This is a genomic window from Psychrobacillus sp. OK028, from assembly GCF_900103605.1.
In the GTDB taxonomy this organism is placed as follows: domain Bacteria; phylum Bacillota; class Bacilli; order Bacillales_A; family Planococcaceae; genus Psychrobacillus.
Map to the genome: position 1 here is coordinate 111,467 of NZ_FNHY01000008.1, position 13,217 is coordinate 124,683.

The following is a 13,217-nucleotide window of genomic DNA, read 5'->3' on the forward strand; positions in this document are numbered from 1 at the left end:
AATCAATTATAAGGTGTCTTCGACAAGTTTCAACAAAATTGTGACAAAAGGGGGTAAAATAATTTAAATGCACTTTGAGGGGGATACTAATATGTTAAATAATTTAGATCGTATTAAGGATACTAGTTTACATAGTTTAGTAGTTGGAGCAGAAGAAGCTGCTTCATGGATTCAACACGGTATGACACTTGGATTAAGTGGGTTTACACGTTCGGGTGACGCGAAAGCGGTTCCATTAGCATTGGTTGAAAGAGCAGCAACTGAATCTTTTAAAGTGAATATATTTACAGGCGCTTCCGTAGGTTCTGATATTGATAAGTTACTATCTGAAGCAGGAATTGTGCACAAACGTTTACCATTCCAAGCGGATGCAACGATGCGCAAACATATTAATGCTGGGAATCATTTGTTTGTTGATCAGCATTTGTCCCATACATCAGAGTTAATCCGTTCTGGGGTATTACCAACTATTGATTTCGCAGTAGTGGAAGCGGTTTCAATTACTGCAGATGGAATGATTATTCCTACAACATCTGTGGGTAATTCCACAACCTTCGTCTCGCAAGCAAAAAATATCATTATAGAAATTAACGTAGAGCAATCTGAAATGTTAGAAGGACTTCATGATATATATGAACCAGCTGCTCAAGGAAGCAGACAACCGATTCCTTTAATGAGTGCAGAAGAGCGAATTGGCCAAATTGGAATCCCTTTTGATGCATCAAAAGTAAAAGGAATCGTATTTACTAATTACACAGATTCACCATCACCAATTGTTCCACCAGATGAGGAAACAGAAGAAATGGCACAGCACTTGATTTCTTTTCTTCGTCAAGAAGTAAGCGCTGGTAGATTAACTAACAAGCTAGCACCACTTCAAGCTGGTATAGGGTCAGTTGCCAATGCAGTGCTAGGTGGCATGATTAACTCAGAATTTGAAGATTTACAAGTATACTCCGAAGTTCTTCAAGACTCTGTATTTGAACTAATAGATGCCGGCAAAGTAAATTTTGCTTCTGCCTGCTCAATAACACTTTCACAGGAAATGATGGATAAAGTATATGGTAACTTGGAAGAGTACCGAGATAAATTAGTGCTAAGACCACAAGAGATTACAAATCATCCTGAAATTATTCGCCGTTTAGGTCTTATCTCTATTAATACAGCATTAGAATTTGATATTTATGGAAATGTTAACTCAACCCATGTATCAGGTACTAAAATGATGAACGGAATCGGCGGTTCCGGGGATTTCGCTCGCAATAGTAGAATAGCTATTTTTGTAACAAAATCTATTGCCAAAGGCGGGAACATCTCTAGTATTGTACCTTTCGTAGCTCACGTAGATCACACGGAACACGATGTAGATGTAGTGGTAACCGAACAGGGCTATGCAGATTTGCGTGGTTTAGCACCTAGAGAACGTGCAGAGCTAATCATTGAAAACTGTGTACATCCAATGTACAAAAAGCAGTTACGTGATTACTATGAAGAAGCATTAACGAGAGGTGGACAAACTCCACATGTCCTAGAAAAAGCATTTTCATTCCATGCGAACCTGGCGAAAAATGGAACGATGCTCGATAAAGAAACAGCATTAGTATAATGAATAACCGATTCCTTGTGGAGTCGGTTTTTTTCGCAAGAAAGAAATCCTTCCTGCGCTTGCGCTTTTCTAAAAAGATAAGAAAGATATAAAAATATTCCATGAATACTGGGTTCAAGGATTAGTAAGAATGAATAATCCCATGATTTTCGTTACAGGTGGGGTACAAAGGCTAAGAGCGCCACATCGGAAAGGGAAGGCAATCTAAGTACGCCGCGTCCTGCGGCAACGATTGCATAACCCACATCCTGTGGGCCTCAACGCCTTCGTGACCAACATCCTGTTGGCCTTCGCGGGGTGAGCGATGAGCTATCACCGTGGCTTTCGCGCCGCTATGATATCTCATCTGTCTCACTCATCCCGCAGAAGTCGCCACCTTACACTTCAATCAATGAATGTGTAGTACTACACGAAGATTTGGAATAGCTTATCCTTAACATAAAGAGATGGGGCAAATTTTATTAAACAATCATCCAATTACCAGTAATCTTTTTGGATTAGGATTGTAGTGCAATGATAAAAGTAAAGACAGACTTTCATTTAAATAATATTGTATGGAACTATACTAATATAAAAGAGGTTATTATGGATTTGTAGCGCAGGTCGGCGACTCCTGTGGGAACAGCACGAGGGAGAGACTACAGGCTCGGGCCGTGCCCACGGAAAGCGTCCGGCCTTCGCTACAATTAATGGCATACCTAGGTTTTTATTCTTAAAGGACCAGACGTTTTTTGCTCGGTTTTTCTTAATGTATATCTTTCTTTTTAAACCGACCTCCACGCACCTCTGCAATATTGCCTACTGCTAAAAAGGCGTGGTCGTCTATTTCTTCAACAATCGATTTTAGTTTTGCTTCTTCTAGACGAGTGATTACTGTGAAAATGACTTTTTTATTATCTCCCGTATAGGCGCCTTCTCCGTGTAAGTAAGTCACGCCACGTCCCAACCGGTCCATAATTGCGTCACCGATATCTTCTATATTTTCACTAATGATATAGACTGATTTTGACTCATCTAATCCTTGAATCACAATATCAATCGTTTTAAAGGCGATAAAATAAGCTAAAAATGAATACATGGCTTGTTCCCAAGTGAATACAAAGCCAGCAACTGCGAAGATAACCAGATTAATAATCATAATGATTTCTCCTACAGAAAACGGAGTAGCCTTGTTAAACAAAATGGCAAGTATTTCTGAACCGTCTAGCGATCCACCGTATCGAATAACTATGCCAACACCAGTACCTAGAACGATACCGCCAAATACAGTAGCAAGTAAGAGATCAGGAGTAATAGCATCTATATTGTGTAGGTAAGAAGTGCAAATGGACAGGATAGTAATGCCGAATAATGTGGATAATGCAAAGGTTTTTCCTATTTGTTTATATCCGAGGAAAAAGAATGGGATGTTTAGGATAAATATAAAGATCCCTAAACGCACTCCTGTTAAGTGGGATATGATGATAGATACGCCTACAACACCGCCATCTAATATTTGATTAGGAACTAAAAATAGTTCTAATCCAATAGCCATTAATATAGCTCCTATGGCAATCATAAATAAACGGACAAACACGACTTTCTTGGGGGTACTTCGGTGGGGAGTTTTGACAGGTTTTAATTCACTCGCTAAGTCACTCAAGGTTAATCGCCTCTTTCTTCAAAGTAATCATACACTTAGTTTATAGAAAAATTCATCTTATAGGAAGAAGGAATTACATTCATTTTTCAAAAAGATTGCTTCATTGACAGAACAAAATGGTTGTAATTATAATGGTTACATCGGAGGTAGAATAATATGAAAATAAGTAGTCGATTTACTGTAGCCGTACATGTACTATCACTAATTTCATTAAATAAAAATGTTGTTTCTACATCTGAATGGATTGCAGAAAGCGTAAACACCAACCCTGTTGTTATCCGTAGAGTGATGGGAAAACTGAAAAAAGCTGGTCTTTTAGACATTCGTCGTGGTCTTGGAGGTGCAACTCTTCAAAGGAATCTAGCGGATATAACCTTACTTGATGTGTATAAAGCTGTTGAAGTCGTGGAGGATGGAGAGCTCTTTCAAATGCACGAAAACCCTAACCCTAATTGTCCCGTCGGGGCTAATATACAAGATGTGTTGGAGTTAATATTATTTCGGGCTCAAGATGCAATGGAAGTGGTATTAAAAGAAATCACAATGGAAGAACTAGTCAAAGTATTAAGTAAAAAGATTGGATGAAGATGAATCCTTTTTTGAAATAGTTGTAACTAACATAGTTACGACAATACGAATCTATTGGAGGAATTATGATGGAAATAGGTGTTTATACTTTTGGAGATTTGGGCCCAAATCCTCATACTGGAGAAACAATCAGTGCTTCTCAACGTTTGAAAGAAGTAATAGAACTGGCGAAGATAGCAGACGACGCAGGACTAGATATATTCGGAGTTGGTGAACATCATCGATTAGATTATACTATTTCCTCACCGGCAGTAGTCCTTTCTGCAATTGCTCAGGCAACAAAACGTATTAAACTAACTAGTGCCACATCTGTATTGAGCACATTAGATCCGGTTAGATTGTTTGAAGACTTTGCTACATTGGACCAAATCTCAGAGGGAAGAGCTGAGATTATTGCTGGTAGAGGAGCATTCGTTGAATCCTTTCCTCTTTTTGGATATGAATTGAATGACTATGATGCTTTGTTTGAAGAAAAAGTTAATTTACTTCAACAACTAAATCGAGAAGAAATTGTCACGTGGCAAGGTCAATTTCGATCATCTCTTTCCAGTGCAATGATAGCACCTAGACCAGTTCAAGAGGAGATACCTATTTGGATAGGCGTGGGAGGTACTCCTGAAAGTGCAGTTAGGGCAGGAAGACTGGGAACTGGTATGGCTCTTGCAATTTTGGGCGGAGATCCAATAAGATTTAAACCCCTTGTGGATCTGTATCGTCAAGCTGGAAGAGAGGCTGGGCATTCTCCAGAGAAGTTGTCTGTTGGAGTTACTGGTCATACTTATATTGCAAACGATAGCCAGCAGGCAAAGGATGAATTTTATCCATATTACTCGAATTATTGGTCTTATGTGAATAGACAAAGAGGAATGGGTACTAGAATGTCTCGCTCTGATTTTGAACATATGGCAAGTCCAGAAACGGCCCTGTTTGTAGGAAGTCCACAACAAATAATTGAAAAAATACTAAAGCAATACGAACTTTATGGTCATCAACGATTCGTAGCTCAATTAGATATTGGGGGTCAGCCGTTTAGCACTGTTGTTAAAGGGTTGGAGCTTCTTGCGACTGAAGTGGCACCTGTTATAAGAAGAGAGACAAGTAAATAACTTATACGAAAATAGCTTGAGTACATAAAATATGTATTCAGGCCATTTTATTTTACTCCTTATTATATTTATTGAAATATTTAGTATAGTCTGCCAAAATAGATTTAAGACTATTTTTTTATTTTAATAGTTTTGAAAGCGCATACATATATTGAGACAAGCATACGTTATGGAATGTGCTAAATAATTATAAGGGGAGGAAATAAAAATGGTATATGCATTTCCGAATACAGATGGCTCGAAGGTTTCATTTAAGGACAAGTATGAAAACTATATTAATGGCGAGTGGACACCCCCGGTTAAAGGACAATATTTTGAAAACGTTACACCAGTTACAGGTAAAGTATTTACACAAGTTGCCCGTTCGACTTCAGAAGATATCGAACTTGCTTTAGATGCAGCACATGCAGCAAAAGATGCATGGGGCTCCACTTCTGTTGCAGAAAGAGCAAATATATTAAATAAGATTGCAAATAGAATTGAAGAAAATTTAGAACTACTAGCAGTAGCGGAAACATGGGATAACGGAAAAGCTGTGCGAGAAACATTAAATGCTGATATTCCGTTAGCGATTGACCATTTCCGCTATTTTGCAGGTGCTATTCGTGCACAAGAAGGCGGCTTAAGTCAAATTGACAACGAAACAGTTGCTTATCACTTCCATGAACCACTAGGGGTTGTCGGACAAATCATTCCTTGGAATTTCCCGATTCTAATGGCTGTATGGAAGCTGGCACCAGCACTTGCTGCAGGGAACTGTGTGGTCTTGAAGCCAGCAGAGCAAACTCCGGCATCCATTATGGTGCTAATTGAATTGATTGGAGATCTGTTGCCTCCTGGCGTTGTGAATATTGTTAATGGTTTTGGGTTAGAGGCTGGAAAACCTTTAGCATCTAGTCCTCGAATTAGTAAAATCGCATTTACTGGTGAAACAACAACTGGTCGTTTAATCATGCAATATGCTTCTCAAAATCTAATACCTGTAACATTAGAGCTTGGAGGAAAATCACCTAATATTTTCTTTGAAGATATTATGGACGAAGATGATGCATTTTTAGATAAAGCGGTAGAAGGTTTCGTTATGTTCGCCTTGAACCAAGGAGAGGTATGTACTTGTCCTTCCCGTGTTCTAATTCAGGAATCTATTTACGATAAATTCATCGAGCGTGTACTTGCGCGTGTAGAAGCGATTAATATAGGGAATCCACTAGATCCATCTGTCATGATGGGAGCACAGGCTTCTACTGAACAAATGGAAAAAATTCTTTCTTACTTAGATATCGGAAAGCAAGAAGGAGCAGAATGTTTAATCGGTGGAGAACAAAACAAATTAGACGGAGATTTAGCAGAAGGTTACTACATTAAACCAACTGTCTTTAAAGGAAATAACCAAATGCGTATTTTCCAAGAAGAGATTTTTGGACCAGTCGTTTCGGTAACGACATTTAAAACAAAAGAAGAAGCACTTGAAATTGCAAATGATACGTTATACGGGTTAGGTTCGGGTATTTGGACGCGTAACATGAATACTGCATATCGTTTCGGACGTAAAATTCAAGCTGGACGCGTATGGACAAACTGCTATCACCAGTACCCAGCACATGCTGCATTTGGAGGCTATAAAATGTCTGGTATTGGTCGCGAAAATCACCTGATGATGCTTAACCACTACCAACAAACGAAAAACCTTTTAGTAAGCTATAGTGAAAATAAGCAAGGCTTCTTCTGAAAAAGTGAAACTTCATTCAGTGGACGGCTTTAACCCACTGATTGTTAGTTGAATCATTCGGGTTTTTATGGGCAGTTCTCTTCTACTTATGCTTTGTTATTTGAGTAAAGCCTTGATGTGGGAGTCATATACTGCCCTTTAATACGGGATGCAGAAAGGGTGAGTGTAGATGGTTGAACGTGTAATTGCCACAGACGCTGCACTAGAACTCATTGAACTATTAAAGGGTAAACACGGAACACTTATGTTTCATCAATCAGGAGGTTGCTGTGATGGTTCTTCACCTATGTGTTATCCTGAAGGCGATTTAATAGTTGGAGATCAAGACGTACTTCTTGGGAAAATAGGCGATGTTCCATTTTATATGCACAAAAGTCAATTCGACTATTGGAAGCATACGCAGCTTATCATAGATGTAGTCGATGGTCGTGGTGGGATGTTTTCTTTAGAGGGTGTGGAGGGAAAACGATTTTTAACGAGATCTCGAACATTTACAACAGAAGAAAACAACAAATTACAAGTATAAATGAAGCGAAGTAAAGAGTTCAAAGCTCTTTACTTCGTTTTTTTCGGGTATACTAGTTGTAATCTTAATATGAAAGAGGGTTCTTAAATTGGTTCAAGATTTACTAAGAAAGCATTCGTCTGTCAGAAAATATAAAGATTATACATTAACCAAAGAGGAAATTTCCGAGCTTGTGGAAACTGCACAACACGCTGCTAGCTCTCATTTTGTTCAAGCATATAGTGTTATATGGGTAAATGATGAACAGAAGAAAGAAGAATTAGGGAGATTATCTAAAAATCCAAAGCAATTCGAAACAGCTGGAGCTGCATTATTATTATGTGCAGATTTTAATAGATTACAGGTAGCTGGTAAATTACAGCACATAGAGATTGACATAGATTCAACTGAAAACGTGTTAGTAGGAGCAGTGGATGTAGCTCTTTTTGCACAAAATTTAGTCATTGCAGCAGAAGCTAAAGGCTTTGGTATTTGTTATATAGGTGGAGTTCGTAACGAACCAGCTGCAATTAGCGATTTGTTTGAATTGCCAACAGGGGTATTCCCACTATTTGCAATTACTCTTGGTATTCCAGATCAGCAAAACGAAGTGAAACCTCGTTTACCGGTGGCGGCTATACTACATGAAAATAGCTATAATAGTGCCAAGTATGAAGTACTATTACCCGAGTACGATCAAACAATGGAAGCCTATTATTCAAATCGTGAATCCAATCAAAAAACGGCAAATTGGACCAAAACAATGGCTGATTATCTGGAAAAACCGAGAAGAACTCATATGGCTGACTTTTTAGCGAGTAAAGGATTTCATCTCAAATGAAATCAGAATGGACAGTAGAGCAAGTTAAAAGCTATATGGAGCCTCATCGAAACGAAGAAAATGCAATTCCTATGGCCAAATATATGAAAAATCATTTCCCTTTTTTAGGCATTAAAACTCCTGAACGGCGATTGCTTTTTAAAAAGATGATGTCTGAAATGGAACTTCCAGCATGTGAAGATATGCAAAAAGAAGTCTGGGATTTGTTCCAGTTAGAGGAAAGAGAATATCATTACATAGCAATAGAGTTGTTGGGCAAATATAAAAAGCAGTTAACGTTAGAGGATTTATCCTTTTGCCGCCGCCTAATAGAAAAAAAGTCTTGGTGGGATAGTGTGGATTCTATTGCTCCTAAGATAGTAGGAGATATTGTTCTAGCTAACAGACTAGAAGGGGAAGCCGTGATGGTCGAGTGGGCAAGGTCCTCTAATATGTGGACGAATAGAGCCTCTATTTTACATCAATTAAAATACAAGGAAAAAACAAATGAAGAACTATTATTTGCGACTATTGAACGTCATGCGGGGTCAAAAGAATTCTTTCTTCAAAAGTCAATCGGCTGGGTGCTGAGAGAATACGCTAAAACGTCTCCTCAAGTAGTACAAGAATTTGTAAAAAGTCACACACTTGCCGCATTAAGTAAGAGAGAGGCTTTAAAGCATTTCAAATGATTTATAAGAAAAGCGTAAGCGCCCTTTAATGTCAAAATCTGTTTCTATCGTTTTCTGTAGGCTTTGGACAACTTTTTACTATATACCTTCATGACAGAATAGCATCCTAATTAAGGAGATGGTTTTATCACTATATTAACTTTGTCTACTATTATCATCTAAGCGATAGGCTATGCTTAATTTTATAGTTGAGTACTACTCACTATATTGATTGGAGCGCAAGGCGGCGACTCCAGCGGGATTAGCTTGAGCTGAAGACCCCGCAGGAAAGACATTGGTCAAACTTTGTTTGGTCAATGTCTTTGCGACGAGCTTCGCGCAGGAGCAAATGTTTTAGTAGCGAACGAGGAGGCTGAAGCCAAGCCCGCGGAAAGCGTCCGCCTGAAGCGGAAATCAGCAGTATTATTCATTCTTATAAGTCTCTTGAACCCATTGTTCAACGGACATTTTTAGATACTTACACATCTCTTTAAAAAAAGGCTGTCACAAAAAATCAGTAATCACTGATTCTTGGACATGCCTCTTATTTTGTGAAAAAATTTTCTGTGTAGTAAGGAGTAGATTTTTCATCAAAAGCTGTACCGACACCAAGATTTTCATAATGAACGTTTAAAATATTTTTTCGATGTCCCAATGAATTCATCAGTCCCTCATGAGCAAAAATGCTACTAGTTTGCCCATAAGCTAGATTTTCTCCGGCATAGGAAAAACTCAAGCCATCTTCCTCCAAACGATTAAAAGGAGATTTGCCTTCTAGGTTTTCATGACTAAAATAGTTGTGAATAGCCATATCCTCGCTATGCTTTCTTGCGGTGTTACTGACACTCTCATCATAAGAGAGAACAGAAAGACCATGTGCAACACGAGCTGCATTTGTGAGATCGAAAAGTTGAAATTCAAATCCCTTTTTCAGTTCATCGGATGGTTGTCCGAAAGTAGATTCTTGATTTTTCTCAACAGATTTTTCAACTACTTGAATGGCCGTAATTGTATTATTTTCATGAAGATCATAGAAAAATGTTACGTAGTTATTATCGATTAAAAATAAATCATATTCACCACTATCGGGGAGGAGATAGATGATATTACCTTTTTTCAGTTTCGTAATTGGTTCATCGAACTGAGCAAGAACTTCCTCTCTTGTACTATCCATTTGTAAACCTAGAAAGGAAGATTCAGAAGGCTGATTCGTGAACATTGCGTTTACCCGGTTATTACTATCATAGGAGACCATCATGAAATTTTGATAGTTTTCATGGTACGTATGCCACACCAAATTATATTCATTTAGACTAACTCGTTTAGCGTTGCCATGAATTTCCTCAATCTCACTTTTTTTCATGCCTATTTTTATTTGTTCTAACTCAATGCCTGTCCCTGGTGAAATTTCTTGGTCGGATGCAATATGAGTGGCTGGTTCATCTTTTATTTGCATCCAGTAAGCCTTTGCTTCATCCAAATATTGCTCTAGATCCAGTGTATCAATCCATTCATCCACCGGATCTAGAAAGGAAAGGTCAACGTATTCTGCGGTGTACTCTTCCCATAACGGTCTAGTAAAGAAAAGTACTAAAACTAAAAGAAGTAACCAGCCTATTTTTCTCATATCATCCCTCCAACCTACTTGCTAATTGCCCCACAAACAATTCTTGCTCCAGAATTTCCTGAAGGATCCGTTTTATAATCATCTGCTTTTTCATGAATGATAATTGCACTTCCATCAGCATCTAATAAGGAGTTACTTTTTCCCTCAGCTAAAACTACAGCCGGAGATACTGTTTCTAACTCTACTTTACCATCTTCACCAACCTCAATGTTTGGTAAATCACCTAAATGATAGCCTTTTGGATTTTCAAAGCCATGCTCTTTTCCAGTTGGATTAAAGTGAGCACCCGCTGTTTCAAAGGTTGGTTTTTCACAACTTGCCTTTTCGTGAAAGTGTATCGCTTTAACTCCAGGTGTTAGACCCTCCGCCTTTAATAATATATGCACTCCTTTTGGATGCTCTGACAAAGTTGCCTGTCCTACTTCTTTACCTTCTGTGTTTAATAATGAAACCTGCACTGAATCCTTTAAGTCGGCATCTGCAGAAGGGAAATTACAGCCCCCGAGTGCCGTGGCAGCTATTAATAATGTAATAATGATTTGTTTTTTCATTTAATTGTCCTCCTTAATTTACTTTATCAATTCAAGTATTACCAAATTAAGGACATATATATACGTGATAAATGAAAAAGTTTCCATTAAAAAAACAACGTCTCGACTAAACGGGGCGTTGTACTTTTTTTACTCGTAATATAAACAAAACAAGCGCAATGACAAGGAAAATAATAGAGAATAGATATAAGTTTTGATAGCCGAGCTGAGTAGCAACAATACCAAGGATATAAGAACCTATTGCTAACCCCGTATCGAATAATGTAAAGAATGTAGCAGTAGCATAGCCACTACGTTCATGTTTGGTAGATTGGATTGCAAGAGCTTGAAAACTAGGAACTACTGCTCCATATCCTAGTCCGATAAACGCACCAGAAAGTAGGAAAAGGAACGGTGAATTCATGAACGCTAACAACAAAAGACCAATCATAAATGAGGCAAGACCGGGAATTACGATATATTTAGGACCTTTTTCATCGAAAATACGACCAGTAAATGGACGTGTCGCAAGCATAACGATAGCAAATACGGCGAAAAAGCTACTCGTTAAGTGAAGTACTCCTTTTTCTTGAGAGTAAATTGATAAGTATGACAGCACACTCGCATAAGAAAAAGCAACTAAACTAGCGATTAATGCGACAGGTAATGCATTTTTCTCCAATAGATCGTTCCATGTTAATTTTGATCTTGGAACAGTTGTTTCCGCTTTTATATCTGAAGGTATCATCAATGCGGAAGCTGCACCTAAGATAAGTAAAACAGTTAATGAAATAAACATGACATCGTAAGAGAAGCTTTGCAATAACGTTAATGCGACTAATGGACCAACAACTACAGCTAAATTCGTAGACATTGTAAAATAACCAAGCCCCGCACCACGTCTAGACGGAGGAATATTATCGGCTGCCAAGGAGCCACTTGCAGTGGTAGCAATACTAAAGAATATACCTTGTACAAATCGCAGTACCAATAATGCTTCAAAAGGTTCGATAAAATAATATAGTCCTGTACATACTAAGTACAGAAACAAAGTAAGCCATAATACCTTTCGTTTTCCAAAAAGATCTAGAATTTTACCAGAAAAAGGTCGCGTAACAATTGCAGAAACTAAAAAGATAGTCATTAATAAACCTGCATCTTCATCTGAACGCGATAAAACATCGGTAGCGTAGAGAGGAAGTGCGGATACGAGACCGTAAAAAATAATAAAAATAGAAAAGTTTGTTGTGAACAAACTTATAAAAGCTTTCGTCCATATAGGCTCCTTGTTCTTCAAACTAATAATCCTCCTGTTTATCTAATTTTTTGTAAGAGTTTAAGCAGTTGCTTTTCCTCTTCATCGGTTAAGCCAACGACCATTCGATCTTCAAATTCCATCATCGCAGAATTGATAACTGGAAACTGTTCTAACGCCTGTTGAGATAGCTTCACAACTTTCTCGCGTCTATCTTTTCCAGAGCATATTTCAATCCAGCCAAGTTCAGCTAATCTATTTACAGTTCTAGTAATAGTGGGAGCCTCCACATTTAGGTATCTCCAAATCTGTGTCAATGTCATTTCTTTATGACGCTGTATACAGTAGAGAACTGACCACTGTGAAGCGAATAAATTATGTTTCTTTAATGTATTATTAGCTTCCTGAGATAAAAAACGGGATTTTTGGAAAAGCTCATGAATAAGTGGATTCATAAATGAAACACCTCTTTAAATTAGCATTTTTATTATTTACCTAGTTAAGTATATAATACTTTTCAACATAGCTTTTGTAAAGAATTTAGTTTTGCCACAGACAGACAAACAAAAAAACCGAGCAAGTTGCTCGGTAGATTCGTTCCATTAAAAACATTGAAAAGAGGAAATTCTTTCTAAATCGGTTCCGTAATATGTCCATCGGAATCCGTTCCATCTAAAACCAGAAACAGATCTTCTTCCGACATGTGTCGGGTATAGCCAAAAAGCATTGCCGTTATTCAGCCATACATACGTAAAGCGGAACAAGCATCCACGAATAGAGCCCGGATCTACAGCAAATACACTGGCATTCTGTCTTTGTGGAACAAAGGATGGCGGGGGACTAGTTGGAGCTCCTCCTTGTTGTTGCCCACCAGACGGAAAACTTGGAGGGAATGATGGACCCTGTTGTTGACCGAATGGAGGAAACCCTGGGAATTGTGAATTTCCAAATGGGGGGAACATATTACCAGGAAACTGTTGTTGTCCAAAAGGGGGCATCATACTTCCCGGAAACTGTTGTCCTCCAAATTGTTGACCTTCAATGGAGGGAAATCCTTGAGAGCCCTCTGGGTTTTGTGGAAAAGGAAATTGATTGTTCATTATCAAATCCTCCTTTCATAAAGTAATCAACTTAGTAT

The 13,217-nt window shown here is 38.2% G+C and carries 13 protein-coding genes; 7 read left to right on the plus strand and 6 right to left on the minus strand.

The window, feature by feature from the left end; translation table 11 throughout:
- Nucleotides 1-91: 91 nt before the first annotated feature.
- Entirely contained in the window at nucleotides 92-1,606 is a 1,515-nt protein-coding gene (locus BLR36_RS14125; protein WP_093062399.1) for an acetyl-CoA hydrolase/transferase family protein, read from the plus strand.
- Nucleotides 1,607-2,351: 745 nt separating this feature from the next.
- On the opposite strand, the gene BLR36_RS14130 is transcribed toward BLR36_RS14125, so the two are convergent.
- Entirely contained in the window at nucleotides 2,352-3,182 is an 831-nt protein-coding gene (locus BLR36_RS14130; RefSeq protein WP_371326734.1) for a YitT family protein, read from the minus strand.
- Between the two features lie 222 nt (nucleotides 3,183-3,404).
- Here BLR36_RS14130 and BLR36_RS14135 point away from each other — a divergent pair, with 222 nt between their 5' ends.
- The 6 genes from BLR36_RS14135 (at nucleotide 3,405) to BLR36_RS14160 (ending at nucleotide 8,688) form a co-directional block, all read left to right on the plus strand.
- A complete protein-coding gene (locus tag BLR36_RS14135) occupies nucleotides 3,405-3,833 on the plus strand; it encodes an Rrf2 family transcriptional regulator (protein ID WP_093062400.1) in 429 nt (142 codons plus the stop codon).
- Nucleotides 3,834-3,904: 71 nt separating this feature from the next.
- Nucleotides 3,905-4,942, plus strand: coding sequence for an LLM class flavin-dependent oxidoreductase (locus BLR36_RS14140; RefSeq protein WP_254771421.1), 1,038 nt, complete (start codon nucleotides 3,905-3,907; stop codon nucleotides 4,940-4,942).
- Nucleotides 4,943-5,150: 208 nt separating this feature from the next.
- Nucleotides 5,151-6,671: an aldehyde dehydrogenase gene (adh, locus tag BLR36_RS14145; RefSeq protein ID WP_093062402.1), complete on the plus strand. Its 1,521-nt coding sequence runs from the start codon at nucleotides 5,151-5,153 to the stop codon at nucleotides 6,669-6,671.
- Between the two features lie 169 nt (nucleotides 6,672-6,840).
- Nucleotides 6,841-7,197 carry a DUF779 domain-containing protein gene (locus BLR36_RS14150; RefSeq protein ID WP_093062403.1) on the plus strand — a complete coding sequence of 119 codons (357 nt, stop codon included), beginning with the start codon at nucleotides 6,841-6,843 and terminating at the stop codon, nucleotides 7,195-7,197.
- 88 nt (nucleotides 7,198-7,285) lie between these two features.
- A complete protein-coding gene (nfsA, locus tag BLR36_RS14155) occupies nucleotides 7,286-8,017 on the plus strand; it encodes an oxygen-insensitive NADPH nitroreductase (protein WP_093062404.1) in 732 nt (243 codons plus the stop codon).
- Entirely contained in the window at nucleotides 8,014-8,688 is a 675-nt protein-coding gene (locus tag BLR36_RS14160) for a DNA alkylation repair protein (RefSeq protein WP_093062405.1), read from the plus strand. The genes nfsA and BLR36_RS14160 overlap by 4 nt, the downstream gene beginning before the upstream one ends.
- A gap of 523 nt (nucleotides 8,689-9,211) precedes the next feature.
- Here the strand turns inward: BLR36_RS14160 and BLR36_RS14165 are convergent.
- The 5 genes from BLR36_RS14165 to BLR36_RS14185 all read right to left on the minus strand — a co-directional run bounded on the left by BLR36_RS14165 (nucleotide 9,212) and on the right by BLR36_RS14185 (nucleotide 13,179).
- Nucleotides 9,212-10,294, minus strand: coding sequence for a CAP domain-containing protein (locus tag BLR36_RS14165; RefSeq protein ID WP_093062406.1), 1,083 nt, complete (start codon nucleotides 10,292-10,294; stop codon nucleotides 9,212-9,214).
- Nucleotides 10,295-10,308: 14 nt separating this feature from the next.
- On the minus strand, nucleotides 10,309-10,845 hold the full coding sequence (locus BLR36_RS14170; protein WP_093062407.1) for a superoxide dismutase family protein: 537 nt from the start codon (nucleotides 10,843-10,845) through the stop codon (nucleotides 10,309-10,311).
- 106 nt (nucleotides 10,846-10,951) lie between these two features.
- Nucleotides 10,952-12,121 (minus strand): MFS transporter, encoded by a 1,170-nt coding sequence (locus tag BLR36_RS14175; RefSeq protein ID WP_371326728.1) that lies wholly within the window; start codon nucleotides 12,119-12,121, stop codon nucleotides 10,952-10,954.
- A 17-nt stretch (nucleotides 12,122-12,138) separates the two neighbouring features.
- The gene (locus BLR36_RS14180) at nucleotides 12,139-12,534 is read right to left on the minus strand and encodes a MarR family winged helix-turn-helix transcriptional regulator (protein WP_093062409.1); all 396 of its coding nucleotides are present in this window, start codon (nucleotides 12,532-12,534) and stop codon (nucleotides 12,139-12,141) included.
- Nucleotides 12,535-12,681: 147 nt separating this feature from the next.
- Nucleotides 12,682-13,179, minus strand: a complete 498-nt coding sequence (locus BLR36_RS14185) for a hypothetical protein (protein ID WP_093062410.1) — start codon at nucleotides 13,177-13,179, stop codon at nucleotides 12,682-12,684.
- Nucleotides 13,180-13,217 lie beyond the last annotated feature (38 nt).

Excerpts from the sequence above, each read along its gene's own strand:
- BLR36_RS14125 (WP_093062399.1), top strand. The coding sequence starts at position 92 with ATGTTAAATAATTTAGATCGTATTAAGGATACTAGTTTACATAGTTTA.
- BLR36_RS14185 (WP_093062410.1), bottom strand. The coding sequence starts at position 13,179 with ATGAACAATCAATTTCCTTTTCCACAAAACCCAGAGGGCTCTCAAGGA.
- BLR36_RS14170 (WP_093062407.1), bottom strand. The coding sequence starts at position 10,845 with ATGAAAAAACAAATCATTATTACATTATTAATAGCTGCCACGGCACTC.
- BLR36_RS14165 (WP_093062406.1), bottom strand. The coding sequence starts at position 10,294 with ATGAGAAAAATAGGCTGGTTACTTCTTTTAGTTTTAGTACTTTTCTTT.
- BLR36_RS14150 (WP_093062403.1), top strand. The coding sequence starts at position 6,841 with ATGGTTGAACGTGTAATTGCCACAGACGCTGCACTAGAACTCATTGAA.
- BLR36_RS14140 (WP_254771421.1), top strand. The coding sequence starts at position 3,905 with ATGGAAATAGGTGTTTATACTTTTGGAGATTTGGGCCCAAATCCTCAT.
- BLR36_RS14160 (WP_093062405.1), top strand. The coding sequence starts at position 8,014 with ATGAAATCAGAATGGACAGTAGAGCAAGTTAAAAGCTATATGGAGCCT.
- BLR36_RS14180 (WP_093062409.1), bottom strand. The coding sequence starts at position 12,534 with ATGAATCCACTTATTCATGAGCTTTTCCAAAAATCCCGTTTTTTATCT.
- BLR36_RS14135 (WP_093062400.1), top strand. The coding sequence starts at position 3,405 with ATGAAAATAAGTAGTCGATTTACTGTAGCCGTACATGTACTATCACTA.
- adh (WP_093062402.1), top strand. The coding sequence starts at position 5,151 with ATGGTATATGCATTTCCGAATACAGATGGCTCGAAGGTTTCATTTAAG.